An 18,881-nucleotide genomic window follows, 5' to 3' on the forward strand; every position below is an offset into this window, starting at 1 on the left:
TTATTGCTGAATAAAAGTGACTGAAAATGTGCCACTGTAATTACCAGGAGGATTGGCAAGTGAATTTCCTACGGTTAACGTGCCACCAATCCACAGCTGTGTACGTGATGGGGGCACAGCAGTAGTGACAAATGGAGAAGCGAGACTGGAAGTTCCGATGTGCAAATTCATAGAACCACCGTTACTTCCGTTCAGAGTCACATCCGGGCCATTAATAATCGTAATAAGTGTTCCTGGTTCAGCATCTACCTCAAAAATAGCAGGTGAGAAGGAGAAGCCCAGGTTAGCAGGTACAACACTGCCTGTTACCTGTCTTGATCCATTGGGGTAGATAATGATCGACCCACCGGAATTGGTATGTACAAAAGCCCCGAAAATGAGTCCCTGCGCCGGATTCACATAAATGCCAATAGGTCTTGGCGGTTTTTCCTGCGCATACAGTACTGTGCTGCCGTACAACAGATGGCTCATCATGAATATCCTCACATACAGCATAATTTTGTCTGCCCGCTCTTTTTTTCTATTCATTGTGATGGATTACTTTTTTAGACCGGACACTATCCGGGGCTACGAAACTGACTATATATATGCCGGTGGCAGGTGCCGAATTAATTTCATAAACACCGTTGCCGCTGATCGTTTTTCGGGCCAATTCCTGGCCTGCCATATTGGTCAGGATCAGTTCTCCCCGCTGTTCGTTTTCCAGTTTCAGGTTTACGTGGAAGCTGCCGCCTTTACTGTACACCCTGAAAATATCATTGGCTGCGCCCGGAGCAGTCTCCGTTCTGGTATTGCTGAAGCGCAGACTGAAGCGGTTATCGTAAACCCCCGTATTAAGTTGCATGCTTACTTTGGTATCTTCTTCCAGCAGCGTACTTCTTTTTGTTTTTGCATCATAAAAATAGAGGTAAAGCGGTGCAGGCAGGTTTTCCAGGTCACGCAGTACAAAGTCGACCGTACCATTTCTGTCTGCCTGAAGAGAAAGTGGAACAACGGTAGTGGTATCAATTTCTTCTATTGCGCTAATGGCTAGTTTCTCAGTGCCTTTATTAGAGCCATAGAAGTTGGGTACACGTTCATTTGTATTCAAAAGCTTAATTGCATCGAGCAGCGGATTAAAAGTTCTGCCGGCCCCATCAGCTACATAAATTACAATCGGATCCGCAGCGTGTGGCTCATCTGCAAAACCTGCACTCAAACGGATCAAAGTTCTTGGCTTTTTGGGTTCTTTGATGCTCATAATCGCCTTATGGAAAACAGGTGATAAGTCGTTCACTCTCGCTGTATTATTAACTGCCAGGGTACCGGTAACAGGAAAAGTACCGTTGCTCACATGCACGAAGAAACCTTGCATTGATGCAATGATATTACTGGCAAGGCCATCGCTGGATATACCATTGATGTAGCTGCAATAGGTGCCGGTATACTGGCTTGTATTACTGGAATCAAAAAAGTAAATGGCGTTGTCGATGTTATTTTTTGTCCAGCCTTCGCCTATGTTCCAGTTGACTGGTGAAGGATAAGGATTACCCACCAGATTAAAGCCTTTTGTATAAGGCTGATTGTGATTTAGCAAAGTGGCAGATACCAATCCATTGTTCACCACTCCGGTAATGCTTACTTTTTTAGGCTGTGTATCTGAGCCAAAATCTGCAGCATAACCCTGTAGTGGAACAAGTGCATTTGCTGCCCCTGTATAACTTGTCCAGCCCGAAATAGCTACATTTTCAATATAGGTGTAAAAATTCGGAAAGCTGGCACCCAGGTTCACCACATTGGAAAAGGAGTTCACTGTAGCAGAGGCAACCGGCGAACTGAAATATTTATACCCAAAACCTGCAGAGAGGTAACGCTCCATCGTTACATTTCCTGTTATATTGCCCATACCACTACCATCTATCAGTGCGGTTTGTGCCGCCGTAGAAACCAGCGTCAGAAAACCCGACGAATTGAGGTTTCCACTGGCGGCCATCAGTATACTCCTCACATTCAGGACACCGCCAAGCACCGCACCGGCACTATTATCAATCTTCAGGTTGTTTACCGTATTCCCGGTAAAAAAGGCCTCCGGTATAGTCTGAACGGCACTACCATTTAACTCTACCGAACCATTTGCTGCGCTGATAGTACCAGTACTGCTAAGGCCAGCGGCGAGTTTCAAGGTGCCGGTATTTACATCCAGTGTACCCGCTGTTACTGTAAGGTTACCTGCTACAGATAAAGATTTCCCGGCATTAATGGTAAGTAATAATCCACTATTATTCATCGTAAGATCAGCTGACACGGCAGCTATATCCGCATTGATGGTGAAAGCACCAGACAGGGTAATGTGATCGGTAATTACCGGTACACCATCTGGCAGCCAGTTCACAGGATCGCTCCAGTTGGGTGTGCCAGCGCCACCATCCCAGGTTTTAAAACTGATGACTGTGATGCTGCTGGTGATGGTGAAGGCAGAACATCCTCCTGCTGCTTCAATGGTGTAAGTTACAGTGTAGGTGCCGGGGCTGCTGGATAATAAGGTAACATCCCCCGTATTGGCATCCAGGGTAAGTCCGGCAGGAGCAGAAAAGATGCCACCAGGACTTCCTGATAGATTAACGCTGGCAATACCGCCATTGCTATAATACGGAGAACCGGGATAACTGATCGTGGCACTGGCCGCCTTTGTGATTACAACCGTGGTGCTGGTACTATAAACTTTACAGGTACTTGTTGCTGCAACGGTATAGTTTACGGTATAGGTGCCGGCGGCGCTGCTCGCAAGGCTAATTGTACCTGTAGATGGATCTATGGATAAACCCGGTGTAGAACTAAAAACCCCTCCGGTAGTACCAGTTAGGGTTACTGCTGCAGTGCCCAGGTTGGTACAATACGGCGAGGCGGTATACAGGATTGTTGTCCCTGCATTGCATACCTCACCCACAGCAAAATCGCCAAGTACATTGATGTTGGTTGCGGTAGTACTGGTTGGATTCTTGATGGTGGTTACCGGCGTAGACCAGGATGAGCCATCAAACACACCCACCCCAAAAGCTGCTGTTGATGCCCCGCCATCCACATCGGCGGCTATAAAATTTAGGGTAGCGTTATATTTATCAAAGACCACACCGCTGTTGATCACCGGCCAGTAGCGGTTTACGCTACTCGCCTGGTTAATGGTAGAACTACTAATATTAGGATGATCAGCCGCTATGGTTGTGATTTGTAAATCCCCGGCAGTGCTAACACTATTAAAAACCAGGTTCACCGGGGTATAATTGTTGACGTCGCCTACCTCAAAAGATTTGGTAGTAGCGCCTGTTCCTATGTTTTTCTTTAGGTTACCGTTAATCCATCCTGTTTGTTGTGCAGCACCGCTTACCGTTCCTGTTGCGGTAATACCAAAATTATAACTTCCTGTGGTGATTTTACCTGCTGTAAAAGTCAGTACCCCGGTAGCCGTTGCATTGCTAAGCAGGGTAACGCTTCCGCTGGCTTTGTTTAGGGTAAGGTTATTGAAAACACCATTACTAATTGTCTGATTGTTGGTCAGGTTTAGAATAAATGTGGATGAAGCAGGATCCATCGTGCCGCTGTTTAAAATATTTCCGCCCACTGTATTGGTAAAGGTGCTCCCTTTAAAAGTGGCGCCGCCGGCGATGGTGAAATTGTTAGACATCTGCCAGTTGGATGAGGGGGTGAGACCGGAAGAATTGGTGTTGGATATGACCACATTTGCAAGGGAAACAGGTGTGCCCAACAGGGTAATGGCTCCGGAACCACCAAAAGCAACGGTTCCTGTACTGGTAAAAGTTGTGCCCATATTTAAGGCTACCGCGGTAGTAGGGGTAAAATTGATGGTGCCACTACTTGTAATTGTACCGTTGTTGGTTAAACTTCCCAGGATATTATGCGTGTAACCCCCCGCTGCAAATGTTGCCCCGGGTCCGGTATTCAATGCGGAAAAGATTGTCCAGCCCACACTCGGTGCAACACCGCCGGTATTGTTGATATTCAATGTGCTGAACTGCGGTGCAGAGGTGGAATTAAGTGCAGGGGAAACGGTACCATTAAAGTTTACTGTTAAGGCTACTGTAGTGGCATTGATCAAACTGAGTGTCTGTAGCTTTGTGCCTGTAAATGTTGTTGTTCCATTGGTGATCAGCGTACCCCTGTTTATCAGGTCACTGATGAGTACCGTAGTAATCCCCGCAGCGCCTGTAATTGTGCCCGTGCTGGTAATGGTTAGCAGATCGTTATAAGTAACCAGACTTCCGGTCTGGGCATAGGTTCCGGAAATGGTAACCCTGTTGAAAGTAGTGTTTCCGGCAATATTTCCTGTGCCGGTCAACAAAACCGTGCTGGTGCCTGGTGTAAAAGTTCCATTGTTTATCCAGCTACCTCCCAGATTAATAATTTGAGCGGTTCCTTCAAGCGTTGCCGCATTTTCAATAGTCAGATTGCTCAATATAACTACACCACTACCCAGTGTTTTTATTCCCGTGTTCCTGATCATCAGATTTCCAAATACAATACCTGGCTGTGCGATGGCTTGTGCGGCTGTACCATTAAGAATGGTTGTACTTGTTGGAGCGATGTTGTAGGACGTGAAATTTGCCGGCAAGTTATTCGCCGCTAAAACCAATGTTGCTGCAGCTGCAACAGTAGTGCTACCTCCGCTGGCAGTTCTGTCTGCAGTAAAGGTCTGAATATCCAGGGTTCCTGATGTTAATACAAGGTCGCCGCCGATACCTATATTGCCTGTTAGCGTTGCTGTTGTCCCGGGAACTTTATTGATGGTCAGATTGTTGAATGTGGTGGCTGAGATGCTTTGTGCATTTCCCCCCTCAAAGGATATGCCGGCTCCTACGGCAGAATAGGTGCCGTTATTGATCCAGTTACCATTTATTTTAATACTGCCGTTATTTCTGAAAATTGTACTTGTGCCAATACTTACATTCCCAATGATACTGATTGCAGCAAGATTGTCAAGTTCTCCGCTTGTAATGGTCAGGTCACCGGCAATAGCAAGCGCACTGTTGATGACGGCACTGCTTGTTTTATTGATGATCAGGTTATTATAAGTTACAGCTCCAACAGTCTGGCTTATCGTTCCGCTGTAAATCACTGTACCTGTCCCAGGTGTAAATGTACCGTTAGTATAATTGAATTGATCATTAATGCTCAGGGTACCCGCACCGCTAAAGACAATGTTGGCATTACCGGATTGAGTCAGGGATCCTTTTATCGCAACAGTGCCGGTTCCAACGTTGAGATTGATGACATGTCCTGTGGTACCATCGCTCAGAACAAGGTCGCCGTTAATGGTCACGTTTTGGTTATTGACATTAACGTTATGGGTAGCATTTGCTGACCATGTGCCATGAATATCTCCGGAAGTGAGTGAACCTCCGGTAGCCATGGTGAGGGTAACAGGTTGTACACTGCCAAAATTGATATTTTTAACGCTCACATTCGTATTGATTGTTGGCTGATTGGTAAATGAAATATTTCCAAGGTTCACAATGTCTGTCGCCACAGGAGGTCTTGAGGCCGAACCCTGTTGCACAGTCCAGTTGCTGGCATTGTTCCAATCGCTGCTCACACTGCCGTTCCAGTTCACTACATTGGAATTATCAGATAGCGTCCACCGTCCTGATACGTTGGTTAGGCCCGATTGTTCCACATAGTTTGCTGTTCCGTTTGCTGTGGTTTTGCCTGACGCTGCCCATCCGGAACCGGTATTTTTCCATAGATTCATGGTGCTCTCATTGCTCCCATTAAGTTCATCATCTTCATAATGCAGCCTCAGAACGGCCTCACTATAAGTACCGTTCGGTATGGTTACATTGTATTCACGGCTAACAGAGCCACCAAAAGGAAAGTCAGCTATTGAGCCTATTGCAACTTTTACAGTTACACTATTTATGCCCGCTGGTTGTACAAAAGATAAAGTGTTTGCCGGAGATTCAAAAGAATAGTTTATTCCTGCACTGAAAGCATGTGTTCTGATGATCGTCCCCAATATGATTCCATTTCCAGTTCTGTCACTCGTAACCGTTAATGCATTATTCCCTGTCTGGATCAGTCCGGAAGTTATATTCACGAGGGTTGCGCTCACATTACTGAGTAAAGTAACCGGGATAGTATTGGCAGTTTTGTTTATGGTAAGCGTATTAAAGGTTGTTGCACCTTTAATATTTACGGTTTTAGCTCCACTAAAGATTATGGTGCCTGTACTTGCATTAAAGGTTCCGTTATTGGTCCAGTTACCTTCGAGGGTATGGGTAAACGAACTGGCGGCAAATGTAACGCCTGTGCCGATGGTGATGTCGTTATTTACGGTGATAGCTGCAGCAGCAGTTTTCGTCGCTGCGGTAGAAAGACTAAGGTTATTATACGTAATGCCGTTAATGGTTTGCGCCCCTGCACCGTTAAAATCTACTGTATTTGGCGTAAATGCGGTCACATTCAATGTGCCAGATAACAGTGTCAGTACATTAGCAACGCCAAGCACAGAATTGGAAGTCAGCTGTAAGGAAGTACCATTTATGGTGGTATTGTATAAATTTGCTGTTCCACTTAAGGTAGAGGTGCCTGTAAAAGTTGCAGTACCTGCCGAGGCGGCAAAACTCCCACTCACGTTTAAAGCCATGGTAATGGAAAAATTAGCTGTGGTAGTCAGGGCACCAGCAACCTGCAAAGTATTAAAAGTGATGGCTCCCGGCCCAAGAATTGTTTTATCCGTACCGGTCATGAATACATTGGTGCTGGATGTAAATGAGCCGCTGTTGCTAACGCCCAGGTTACCTTTTACCGTAAGCGAGGCGGATGAGCTTACTGATCCTGTAGATGAAATCATCAGGTTATCTATAACTATACTGTTACCGCTGATGGTCGTTCCGCTTCCTGTCATCGTTAAGGTTCCCCCAGATGCCTGAATGAATGCACCTGAGCCCGTGGTGGCCAGATTCCCTGTCAATGTCAGTGCGTTATTTGCAAGGGTAATGCCTGAGGCAATAAAAGTCAGGTTATTAAAATTTTGTGTGCCTGCACCCGAAATACTTGTTCCAGGTCCAAAGAATGTCACAGTACCTGTATTTCCGTTAAATACCCCCACATTGTTCCAGCTGCCGCCAACACTGAGTCCATAACTCGCCCCGTTAATGGTAGTTGCTGCGCCTATGTTTACATTGCCATTCACCCGTAATGCTGCCGCTTCCGTAACCGTCAGTGCGGTTCCTGTACCCAGATTTGTGGTAAAGTTACCCAGGATAGTCAAAGCAGTAGCCGGCATTATTTTTACACTAGATCCTGTTCCGCTACTTAAAGTAAGGTTGCCATAAGGCTGGCTGGCTACAGTCTGATTGGTACCATTGTATTCTACGGTGCTGGATACGATCAGATTATTAGTGGTATAATTTGTAGGGAAGGTATTCGTTCCGCCAACTTTTAATGTACTGGCTGCGCTTAGCAATATTGTTCCTCCTGAAGTTACACGATTCGCTGTAAAAGCACCAAGATCAAAAATTCCGGCAGTTACTGCTAAATCAGCGGCAATGTTAATATTATTCAGTAAGGTGACTGAGGGGCCGGTATTTGTAATCCTTAAGACATTAAAAGCGGTAGCATAAGTACCACCAATTGTTTGGGCGACGGTACCGGTAAAAGCAACTTGTGAAGTGCCAGAAACAAACGCTGTAGCAGCAGAATTATTTATCCAGTTCCCATTTACGGTTAAATTAAAATTATTAGTGGTCAACGTACCCGCGGCCAGGGTAAGGTTATTGTTGACTGTAACTATTGCCGGCAGTACCAAACCTGCGGTATTGCTTACTGTTAAATTATAAAATGCAGATATTCCACTATAGGTCTGCTCAGTAGTTCCATTAAAATTAGTGGTACCGGTACTCGTGAATGTCCCGCTATTGGTTAGCAAGCCTGCAATATTCAGTATACCCGTACCCGAGGTGGTGACAGTTGCCCCACTGCTGATCACCAGGTTGTTACAGCTCACTGAAGTAGTAATCAGCGGCATTCTTGTTGCACCGGCAGTGATAGTCACATTTGTTGTCGATGTAGGTACTAAACCCGAACACCAGTTACTGGCTGTTGCCCAGTCGGAGCTTACATTTCCGGTCCACTGCCCGGCAGTACCTGTTGAGGTTACCTTTGCATATGCCACAGTTGGCGTGCTGCAGCCGGCGACCGTAACCTGTAGTGTATAGATTCCTTCATTTACTGCTGCGTAAGTCAGACTTGGGTTTTGAAGGGCTGAAGTGAAACCGTTGGGGCCCGTCCATTGGTAAGTCGCACCTGCTACCGTTGTGGCGCTAAGGTTTAGCGTACTGCCCGCACAAACGGGCATATTGCTGCCTGCACCATCAGGAGAATTATAAAGAACCATCACTTCCGCGGCAGTCAGCTCCCTGTGATAAATAATGGCATCATCCAGCGTACCCTGAAAATAACCGCTTGCTGGCTCATTAGGCCAGGTGGAAACATCAGAATAGCCAATACGCCAGTAACCTGTGTTTACTTCACTTGTTGTAACCGTTGCATCACTCACCACAAGTGCACCATCAATATATAGCTTTAAACCACCGGCACCAACCGTGTTTGTGGCCATGTGCCAGTTTCCATCGTTATAGGCGGTTGCTGAATTCACTGTTTTTTTAACCGCGCCCGGCGCCACAGCAGCATAAATATTTCCGGTTGCTGTCATATACATCATTCGGTCGCGTGATCCACCAGCGCCAGTTTGGAGACTTGAAAATCCAATCAGGGCACCACCTACCGTAGTAGTCGTTTTAAACCAGATGGACGTGCTGTATGATGCTGGGTTTGCATACGATTCAACAGTGGAAATATATTGGCTGGATCCATTAAAAGTATAGGCCTTAGCGGCGATATTGAAGCGATCAGTTGCCAGTGCTGGTGCACCCTGCAATATACCATTATTAATTCCCCTGTTGTCACTCGCGTTTCCCTCAAACTTGTAATAGCCCATCAGGTTGGTAAGGGGCAACTGGGCAATAACCGGTCCGGAGCAGGTAGCTAGTTGGTTGCCGGTCAGCTCAGTACTTAAACCACCTTCAGTAACTGCATAAACTTTCCAGTAATAAACCGTGCCAGCGCTCAAGCCTGTTTGAACTGAAGTAACCGCATTTGCGGAAGTCTGGTTTACAAAAGTGAAGTTGATATTGTCTGTAGAGCGATAGATTACAAAACCGGTTTCGTTTGCCGAGTTGTCGGTCCAGTTTAAAGTCATGGCCGTGCCGCTGGTAGAAGTAAAGGTGAGGTTAGTAGGTGCTGTGGGAACAGGAGGGGTAAACCGGTAGGTTGTACCGGTAGCGCGCTTGGTGGTAATCGCAGTTTCAGTGGTGGAACTAACCAGTGAACCATTGCTGTTAACCGATAAGAAGTTTCCACTGCCTTTTGCTGTGGCAGTAATTCCAATAGAAGCCGTCGCCGAGTTGGTGGCCCCAGTTTCCGAGCGGTAAATATATTGGATTACACCTGTGCTTTCATAAAGGTTAACCTGAAAGGAGACCGAACTATTCGTAGCCTGGTAGTTCCATTTTAGATTGAGATACTGTATGGTGAATACCCTCGAGCCGGCAGTGCCGGTAGTTCTGTAGGTTACATTAGATGCAGCCACAATACTCAGGTCATCCCACAACGGTGCAAGAACGGGACGGACTCCGCTGTTGGTTAAGCTGTTTACATAATCATCGGTGAGTGTTGCTCCCATTGCCAGCCAGCCATTGGTTGATGCAGATATCGCTGTATAACGGGAACCCATGTAAAAGAAATCGAACCCTATGGGCAGGTTTTGAAATTTACCATCATCTATATTATCCGAAAGGACAGGTGTTGTAGCTCCGCTGATGGGTGTGAAAGTGCCAGTGGTACCAGTGAAAATATATTTGGTGATATTTTGTGCATTCACCTTTAACCCGCCCATCAGAAAGAAGAGCAGTACAATGGCACTTTTCAAGAAATAAACAGGCCTTGTACAGTCGTTCATTAGGCTATTTCCTTCCTTCTTTGGCAGAATTAATGATGATTACTTTAACAGGAGTTCGGCGCTGGCAAACAGGGTTTGTTTACCTTCAGATTCAGCTGTGTAAACCACAGCAAGTTTACCTTTATGGTAATCTACACCAGGCTTGCTATCAAGCTGGAGCTGAAAATTTCTCACTGTATTAGGGGTATATACAGATAGTCCGTTTACAAGCCCAACTTGCGTTATGGTGCCATTTGGCGAAACATAATTCACTTTTATATCACCATAAACGGATACATTACCGCTTCGGTTTATGTCTATCTTCAGCATGCTGTTTGCTTCCTGTTTGTTAACAATCTCAAGATTTGACAAGGCTGCTTTCATTGATATCTCGCCATTTCTGATGATCACTGGTATGGCAAGGCCAAAAACAGCGACCAGTTTTACGGAGATATCACTTGAACCCTGGGGCTTTTCAGTTTGACCCAGCGGATTTTGTTTGGGTACCGACCTGAAGTATAGATGGGAGCGGTATTCTCCGGGACTAAGCTGACCAGAATTTGTGAGCTGTATTTTAACAACCTGAGCCTCATTAGGTGCCAATACCACTGATCTTGGATAAAAGCGAAAGAACTTAGTTGCAAAGTGCTGTCCGGTATCTGGTTCTGTGATCTGCTCAAAATTGCCGTCCCGGTTCATTCGGTACTGAATCACAGAAATTTCATAACGGGCAGTATCCCTTCCTGTATTGGCCAGATTCAGTTCCTGGGTACGTTTTGCATTATCCAATACTACCCGGCGTGGCATCACCAGCAGATTACCCTGGGCGGCAATACTTGTAGAGGAAAGGATCAGGCAAACCAGTAGGAAAGAGAACAGGAACGAGTAAGTATTGATGGTAGAGGGCTTCTTCATGATTTCGGTTTTAAACAAACACCTGCTTTTAGTTCAAAAAGCAGGTGTTTATCAATGAGGTGCTCATAGCTTTAAAGGCCGACTAGTTATAATTCACCGTTACATTAAAGGGTGTAGCAGAAGTGTACAATCCTGCGGCCTGACTTGCTGCCACATTCAAAGTAGCGCCAACACTTAGCGTTTGCGTACCTGCTGCAAGTGTGCCTGTAGCAGAAGGAGTACTGGTGAATGCAGTCACGGTCATGCTTACAGCGCCATTTGTGATGGTTAGAGCTGTTGAAGGTAAGGTAATCGCATAAGTGTATGCACCTTCACCGTTAACGGTAAATACAGCTGCGGTAACTGTACCATTCACTGCTGGCAATGTAACACCACCAGACGTTGTTCTGGTTCCTGCCGGCGCTAGTATTACCGATCCTGCAGTTGCAGAGACAGCTACATTCCCAAAATTCATGTCTGTCACCTTAGTAATACTAATAGGTGTAACAATAGTTGCTGATGCATTTGCACTTGCGGTAGCCTGAGCAGATGCTTTACCAGCGTTAAAATACATTAATGCGATCATCGCACAAAGGCAAGTAAATAGTTTTTTCATAAGTTAAATGTTTAATAGTGAATATGTATTGTTGTTAATTTGCTTCAGGATCTGAGAGATATTCGGTTTGATAATACAAAGTAATGCAAATACTATTTCTTCAAAGAATAAGTGTTGATAATGAATGAAATGAATGACATAATTGTATTTCTACTGATAGTTATTTTCCCTTTTTTAAGGGCAGCTTGACAGTGAAGAAGGATAATTGTTTTTCTCTTCATGACTTAATTATTCAGCAGGTTTTTCATTTTTGGTATCGATTCTTTTTTGTCGGTTGAAAGAAGAGAGATATTTTGCTCCGTCAGGAGTTCTGATCTGGTGATACTCCGGAGCTTGTTGGTTTGCCTTGAGATAAGTAATAAAATGTAACCATCATACACTGGGACTCCAATAGCCCCTCAATGGAGAGCGAACTAATGTTCGTTCAAAAAAAGGGCGTAAAACTGATACTCACTTTAATATAAAAGGTAGAATTATAAAGGGCACACCAATAAATTTCCTTTTAAGGCCCATAACGATAAGACCCGATATTTTGGTGTTATGAAAGGTAGTATTATCGTTGCAGATAAGTTTGCCCGGATTACTTCAGGTATGCTTATCATTTGTTGTACAGATAAATGGCTTATCCGAAAACTCTTTATAAAAGATAGCAGTACTTTTTTGTGTATTAACGATGTTTTTTTTAAAAACACATTTAAAATTACAGGATTTGAGGATATAACATGAGGATATTATTTCAAAGCATTTATTATTATTGGGGCGGCCTCGCTATATTTCTGGCGCTTGTTGATTCGAATAATTTTTACCTTCCTCAGTCGATTCGCCAATAGTGGTCGAGCCTTTTTTGATCCCAAGGGTTAACCAATAGAATGGTTTTGGGTACAAAATATCGACTGCTTAGATATCAGAAGGAAAAGTAAAAACGGTTTTACAATCATTTTTGGCTTTTAAAATAGCTTTGGTGAGGGGGATGAAGCGTAATTGATTAGAATGTCAAGTAAAGTCTAAAAAAGAGATTTTAGATATTAACTTGTTTGAAGCCCTTAATAAGCTGAATAACACGGCTCAAAGGGTAATTCGAAAACGATCAGTCAAAATATTATAAAAAATATTTTCAAAAAAACTTGCTTTCAACTGTTTGGATCAGTTTTTTTCTAAAACGACAGATTTTAAGTAAAGTAAGTGATCAATTCGCTCAAAAAAAGCAGGCACTTTTAAGATAAATCCTAGATATGTAGTGATATTGTCTCTATCAGGCTTTAGGGAATTCAACATATACTTCAAAAAACTTATTGTCGGTAATTTCAGCTCTAAAAGTGTGCTCCACTGGATATATACTGTTCAGTCTTGAAGAAATATTTTCCAATCCTTTTTTTGTACTAGGCATCGGAGAAGACAATTTCCCCCGAAGATTTTTAGTACGATAAGATATCATCTTTCCCTCATTTCTAACCTCAATAAGTGCCTCATTATCTTCAGAATTTAAATCCCCATGTTTAAACATGTTTTCTACCATTGTCAACAGAATCAGTGGGAGTGTTCTGCTCTGGCCATCATCTATACTCACTTCGAGCCTGATTTTTAGTTTATCTGCAAATCGCATCTGATTCAAACGGATTATATTCTCTGCCTGCTTCACCTCAGCTGTCAAAGAACCATGTGCATCCATGTTTTTATCCAGCGCAAAACTCATGATTTCAGATAAACGAAGAATTGCTTCTTCGGCAAGTGCTGAATCCTTTTTAGCAGCATATTTAACAAAGTTTAGTGTGTTAAAAAACAGATGAGGATTAATCTGTGAACGCAGAAAATCTCGTTCCAGGGTAACCAGCCTCAACTGCAAACGTTCAATTTCTACAGCCTTCCTCATTTCATTGTTGTTTCGCCTAAGAAATGTAGAGAGAAAGTAATATCCACTGCCAAAAATAATAAATAACGTTGCCCTATAAAAAGAACCTACATAATACACCCAACTCAGCTGAACCGGACTTTGTTTCCCCCGAATGAGATCCAAGATATGACTTAAAAGAATCGTCAGCAAGAAATAAATAACAATCTCCAGTAACAACAAAAAAACGAAATACCATACCCGCATTACATTTGGAAGGAAGTTAGGCATTACGAAGATTGCATGTGTATAAAACAATGAGATGTTCAATGCATAAAATAAAATATAATAATAAATGCTACTGAACTGACCTTTCATTAAAGCTGCTAGTATCACCTCATAAGAAATATATATTCCCCAACAGATGAGATGCGTATTTATAATCTTTTTGTCTTCCGGGCTTATTTTCATATAATAAATAGGTCTGTTGATATAATAAATCTGCATCGAACGTCGATCAAAAATATCATTGGTATTCATCTTAAAGAATTATGAATACACAGAAAATTATCAAATTAAAAAAAAGAACATTATTCTTTTTTCGCTCCAACAGCAAAGTTAAATCTAAAGAAACAGATCCGACAACAAATACATTAACAAGTGTAACAGTTACCGATATCTGGATTTAATCCCGATTTATGGAGTGGCGTTTTAGGAGTGCATAAAAATCACTCCTGAACGTTTCTCCGACAGTAAAATCAGGAGCACTATGAAGCTTTAAAACATTACCCTCTACTTTCTCCAAGTAGCGCATGGATATGATAACTGACCTTGATATCCGCACAAAGCCCTTCTTAGTTCCTAGCATTTCTTCAACATCTTTAAGGCTCACATAGGTAATAAAAAAATCCTTAGTGGTATGGATCTTAACATAGTTTAACAATGCCTCAATGTAGACAATTTCAATAGTCTGAATTTTGGTAAAACTATTCTTATTGGAACCCTTAGCTAAAATATATCCATCCTGAATTTCTGCTCGGTCTTTTAAAGTCACCCTTTCTCTGATACCTTCAATTTTTTTAATAAAGGTAGATTGGCTTAAGGGTTTAAGAAGATAGCCAGCTGCGTTCACACCAAAAGCCTCAAGCGCATATTCCCTATAAGCTGTTACATAAATTAAAAATTTACACTGGCGGTTTAGAATCTCTCCGGCATCAAGCCCATTTATTTCAGGCATGCTGATATCACAAAAGATAATATCGACCTTTCCAAAATCATCTAAGTATTCAATTGCAGAAGCAACATCATTGAAAGTCCTTTTATTTTCAATCCCTGGCGTGCGACCAATCAACAATTCCAATTCTTCAGCTGCATGCGGTTCATCGTCAATAACAACACTCGTCAATTTCATATCTCTCAATTTAGTGTTGTTCAATATTATGTTTTTTTTACTGAAAAACACAGGCAAATCTAACTTTCATATCGAAGATTACGAATTTCATATAATATTTTCTGTGGTTAATATAATAAAAGTCCAGTCCAAAGCAAGATCAGATAAATTAGTTTTAACAAGTCAAAGGTCTTAAAACCGAACATAGATTAACGTCAATAATAGCAAGATCAGGTGAAGGTATCAGGTTCAATAAAAACAAGAAAACATTTAAGAGGAAGCTCCAAAACACTTGCTATATTGCTCTTTATAGTGCTAATCGTCAACTGCGATCGCATTTTCGCTCAAAGCATAAAAGGCCATCTGGTTGCCAGTGTCAATCAAACCTCCATTGCTGGAGCCAAGATCGACTTGGTAGAAATCAGGCCTAATAGTGTACTTAAAACTGTTCAAAGTGACAATCAGGGGAATTTCGAAATATCTTTGAAAGGAATTATACTTCAAGATAGCGCTATTTATCAAATAGCCATACATGCTATAGGATTTGGCGACATAGACATTTCCTTACCTGCCTGGAAATTAAAAAATGGTATAGCGCTCAATAATATAGAAATGTTTACTAGCGAATTGAAACTGGACGAAGTTTCTATTGTTGCTAGAAAAAAAATGCTTAGTAGGCAAATAGACAGATGGGTACTGGAACCCTATAAAAATCCCAATGCGGCAGGTATGAATGCCTTTGAGAGTTTCAGGCTACTTCCAGGGGTAAATGCCCTTGATGAAAAAATCTCTGTAAACGGAAAATCCGGCGTGAAATATTTACTCAATGGCAGACCAACCATCATGTCAGCAAGTAATATTATCGACTTTTTGAAAGGCCTCAAACCGGATCAGATCGAAAAGATTGAGCTTTTGACCACTCCACCTGCAAAATACTCAGCTGAAGGAACAGCTGCTATTATCAATATTGAACTGAAAAAAAATGTTCTCAACGGTTTTTCTGGTAAGCTTTCTTCTCAATATGAACAAGGTAAATATAACGCCAGCCGTAATTCTGCAACCTTGGGTTATAAAACACTTGGCTTTGAGTCTACCTCATACCTGAATGGGAATTTTACTAATACCCTATCAGATGGAAGGGAAAATCGTGTTTATACAAATAATGGAGGAGGGACAACTAACTTAAACGCCGATTACTTTGAAAGGCACAAAGGCAGAACTTTATCCTATTTTCAATCCTTAGCTTTCAACCTCAGCAAATCCAGTAATTTAAACATTGATTATTTATTAAGTTACGACCGCGACATTGAATCGGTAATCTCCAGGGCAGACATTAGTTCCGGAACTACCGCCTATACCTTAACAAATAACGATACTGGAACTAAATCCTTTACCTATGGATTGACAGGTACCTATAGTGCTGATCTGGATTCTTTGAAGAAAAATAAGATCGAGTTCAGCGCTTCCCTGTTTTCCAACGATAATCCAAGAACTTCTTTAGTCAACAACCAGTTTTTTCAGCCCAACGGAAGTCCTTCTCAAAATGCCGAATTGAATGATATTAAAAATGACTTTAAAGGGAACCTCTACGGACTGTCTGCAGATTATTCGTTAAAACCAAGGGTGGGGCAAATGCTTGAAGCCGGGCTAAAATACTCAAGGTTAGAGAACCGCTCCAACTTTAGATTCATTTCCAATACTATACAGGATCAGGCAAATAATTTTAAATACGACGAGGGTAACTTGGCTGCTTATTTAAGTTATGCTTTTAAGATCAAAAAAATTGACTTTAAACTGGGGCTTCGGGGAGAATATACTAACTACAAGGGAACAGATCCAGTCGCCGGAGTTTCACTAGACTCCACCTATTTTAAATTATTTCCAACCGCATATGTCGGATTTCAGTTTAGTGAAAATATTGGCTTTTCTGCCAATTATAGTAAAAGAATACTCAGACCTGACTTCAGGGATTTGAACCCTTTTCGATATTACTTTGATCCATATAGTTACACTGAAGGTAATCCCTTTCTTCGTCCATACTTTATTGATAACATTGAAACAGAATTTAGTTTCTGGGATTCCCTCTACCTCACCATGGGATATGGTTTTGGACGCAACGTAATTGCAGATCTTACTAGGAGGAACGGTTCTGATCTATCAGTAATCGTATTTAAAGGAAACCTTACAAGAGAACGCAACCTATATGCAAACTTAAGTGGACAGAGCGACTTCTACAAATGGTGGAACATGAGTTGGTCTGTAAATTTTAGCAGAAATGTATTTCAAGGCGGATATGCTGAATACCAGATCGATAATAAAATCTCTTCCTGGAGCCTTAACCTGTACAATAACTTCAGCTTGAGTAAAAGTTTCTCTTTTAGCTTTGGTGGCTGGCTAAACGGACCGACCTCAACAGGGATTGACCGATACCGCACCATTGGAAGACTAAATGCATCCTTCCAGAAAAAATACAAGGCATTTGCTTTTCAGTTTGGAATCAACGATATTTTTAATACTCAAAGAGAGCGGGTATCCACAACGCTTAGCGACCAATACATCTATCTCGATCAACGTCACGATTATCGGCGAGGATGGCTAAGGGTCGTCTGGAGCTTTGATAACAATAAAAAGTGGATATCCAATAAGAAAAATAAAATAAAGAAAAACTTCGACGACGATGAATCGCGGTTGAGAAACTAGCACAAAATCAACGGAGCTCTAATTAAATCATTTATTCACTTAAAATTTTCAAAAAACATGAAAACAAAAAACTTAGAGAAGCTAGTAGCTTTTTCAATTAAAAACGACGCGGTAATGCGTTCAATCGTAGGGGGTATTGAAGTGCCAGCAGAACCAACTACAGATTCAACAAAAAAAGATGTGGATTCAGAGAAACAGGATTCAGCATCAAACGACCATTACGACTCATAGACATAGGATCGTAAGAATTAATCATTCTCATTCATTAAAACCTACATCGAAATGAAAAAATCAAAATTCGAAAAACTTGCTCCGTTTGTTATGAGGAGCAATGCCATCCTTGCCTCACTTACTGGAGGTATTCAAGCCATCGCAGAATCAAGTGTAGATACTAAGAAAAAAGATGTGGATTCAGAAAAGCAGGATTCAGCCTCTAATGACCACTACGATTAAGGTATCAGGAAAACTAGAGAAACTGAAAAGTTTCAGAATTCTCAATCAGGGAATCATTGCCAGGATACAGGGAGGCATAATTGAAGCACCTGTAGTCGCAACAACTGACACCAGTAAAAAGGATATTGATTCTACTAGCCAGGACTCCCAAAAAAATGATTAATCACCTAAAAATTTCAAAAAAATGAAAACAAAAAACCTAGAAAAGCTAGCAGCTTTCTCAATCAAAAACAAAGCGGTAATGCGTTCAATAGTAGGTGGAATTGCAGTTCCAACGGAGCCAACTACAGACTCCACAAAAAAAGATGTGGATTCGACTAGTCAAGATTCAGCATCAAATGACCACTATGATTAATAAAAAACAAAACTGCAGAAATTGTACCGATTCAAACTTGACAACCAAGGTTTGATTGCTAGAATTTCCGGAGGAAATGATGTTTTCCAGTAGAGAGCTCGAAAATGGATAAAGACGCTCAGGAAACTGTTACGCATGATACTATGGACATGCCTATGAAGGTGTCTTGACCTATCCATTATGAGTTGAGGGATGCCCTCAAATAATCTGACCAGCGGCCGGTTTCAGCCGGCCGCTTTAACACTATATCTAAAACACTTAAAGCCCGCAGAGGCGAAAATTTAAACATGAAAAAACTCGAAAAACTTGAAGACTTCCGCCTGTCACTTCAAAACTGCGGAAAAATCAAAGGTGGCCTGGATAGCCTATTGGTAGACTCTGAAAAGAAAGACCATGGGGACGGCGATACCATCTCGTCGGAAAAGAAAGATGTGGATACCGTATCTCAGGATACCTATTGGAGAGATTACGAATAAAGAAAGAAATATGGAAAAACTACAAAAACTAGCAGCCTTCATCATCGATACTGAAGCTTGCAAAAGTATCTACGGTGGTCAGAACGACAAAAAAAAGAAAAAAAAGAAAGGAGCAGTAGCATCAGACAAAACTGACACAGCAAAAGACGACCATTTTAAAAAGAAAAGTTAAAAAACA

Annotated in this window: 14 protein-coding genes; 8 read left to right on the forward strand and 6 right to left on the reverse strand. The window is 42.1% G+C overall.

Annotated features, from left to right (window positions below; translation table 11 throughout):
* The 5 genes from GJU39_RS00100 to GJU39_RS00120 form a co-directional block, all read right to left on the reverse strand.
* Complete coding sequence (locus GJU39_RS00100) at positions 1-528, reverse strand: DUF4402 domain-containing protein (RefSeq protein WP_154278631.1); 528 nt, start codon at positions 526-528, stop codon at positions 1-3.
* Positions 521-10,012 (reverse strand): fibronectin type III domain-containing protein, encoded by a 9,492-nt coding sequence (locus GJU39_RS00105; RefSeq protein WP_154278632.1) that lies wholly within the window; start codon positions 10,010-10,012, stop codon positions 521-523. Before GJU39_RS00105 ends, GJU39_RS00100 begins: the two co-directional genes overlap by 8 nt.
* 39 nt (positions 10,013-10,051) lie before the next feature.
* Entirely contained in the window at positions 10,052-10,906 is an 855-nt protein-coding gene (locus tag GJU39_RS00110) for a fimbrial biogenesis chaperone (RefSeq protein WP_154278634.1), read from the reverse strand.
* A gap of 82 nt (positions 10,907-10,988) precedes the next feature.
* On the reverse strand, positions 10,989-11,501 hold the full coding sequence (locus tag GJU39_RS00115) for a DUF4402 domain-containing protein (protein WP_154278636.1): 513 nt from the start codon (positions 11,499-11,501) through the stop codon (positions 10,989-10,991).
* 1,252 nt (positions 11,502-12,753) lie between these two features.
* The gene (locus tag GJU39_RS00120; protein WP_154278638.1) at positions 12,754-13,869 is read right to left on the reverse strand and encodes a sensor histidine kinase; all 1,116 of its coding nucleotides are present in this window, start codon (positions 13,867-13,869) and stop codon (positions 12,754-12,756) included.
* An 11-nt stretch (positions 13,870-13,880) separates the two neighbouring features.
* Here GJU39_RS00120 and GJU39_RS00125 point away from each other — a divergent pair, with 11 nt between their 5' ends.
* The gene (locus tag GJU39_RS00125; protein ID WP_154278640.1) at positions 13,881-14,018 is read left to right on the forward strand and encodes a hypothetical protein; all 138 of its coding nucleotides are present in this window, start codon (positions 13,881-13,883) and stop codon (positions 14,016-14,018) included.
* Here GJU39_RS00125 and GJU39_RS00130 read toward each other — a convergent pair.
* Positions 14,015-14,740, reverse strand: coding sequence for a LytR/AlgR family response regulator transcription factor (locus tag GJU39_RS00130; RefSeq protein ID WP_154278642.1), 726 nt, complete (start codon positions 14,738-14,740; stop codon positions 14,015-14,017). The genes GJU39_RS00125 and GJU39_RS00130 overlap by 4 nt on opposite strands.
* 279 nt (positions 14,741-15,019) lie before the next feature.
* Here GJU39_RS00130 and GJU39_RS00135 point away from each other — a divergent pair, with 279 nt between their 5' ends.
* From GJU39_RS00135 to GJU39_RS00165, 7 genes are all read left to right on the forward strand, one after another.
* Entirely contained in the window at positions 15,020-17,419 is a 2,400-nt protein-coding gene (locus tag GJU39_RS00135) for an outer membrane beta-barrel family protein (RefSeq protein WP_154278644.1), read from the forward strand.
* A gap of 57 nt (positions 17,420-17,476) precedes the next feature.
* Positions 17,477-17,650 (forward strand): hypothetical protein, encoded by a 174-nt coding sequence (locus GJU39_RS00140; protein ID WP_154278645.1) that lies wholly within the window; start codon positions 17,477-17,479, stop codon positions 17,648-17,650.
* Between the two features lie 51 nt (positions 17,651-17,701).
* Positions 17,702-17,872, forward strand: coding sequence for a hypothetical protein (locus tag GJU39_RS00145; RefSeq protein ID WP_154278647.1), 171 nt, complete (start codon positions 17,702-17,704; stop codon positions 17,870-17,872).
* The gene (locus GJU39_RS00150; RefSeq protein WP_154278649.1) at positions 17,856-18,035 is read left to right on the forward strand and encodes a hypothetical protein; all 180 of its coding nucleotides are present in this window, start codon (positions 17,856-17,858) and stop codon (positions 18,033-18,035) included. The genes GJU39_RS00145 and GJU39_RS00150 overlap by 17 nt, the downstream gene beginning before the upstream one ends.
* Positions 18,036-18,056: 21 nt before the next feature.
* Positions 18,057-18,227, forward strand: coding sequence for a hypothetical protein (locus GJU39_RS00155; RefSeq protein WP_154278651.1), 171 nt, complete (start codon positions 18,057-18,059; stop codon positions 18,225-18,227).
* 287 nt (positions 18,228-18,514) lie between these two features.
* The gene (locus GJU39_RS00160; RefSeq protein WP_154278653.1) at positions 18,515-18,703 is read left to right on the forward strand and encodes a hypothetical protein; all 189 of its coding nucleotides are present in this window, start codon (positions 18,515-18,517) and stop codon (positions 18,701-18,703) included.
* 10 nt (positions 18,704-18,713) lie between these two features.
* Positions 18,714-18,875, forward strand: a complete 162-nt coding sequence (locus GJU39_RS00165; protein ID WP_154278655.1) for a hypothetical protein — start codon at positions 18,714-18,716, stop codon at positions 18,873-18,875.
* The last annotated feature ends 6 nt before the right edge of the window (positions 18,876-18,881 follow it).

The organism is Pedobacter petrophilus (assembly GCF_009674725.1).
Classification (GTDB): Bacteria; Bacteroidota; Bacteroidia; order Sphingobacteriales; family Sphingobacteriaceae; genus Pedobacter; species Pedobacter petrophilus.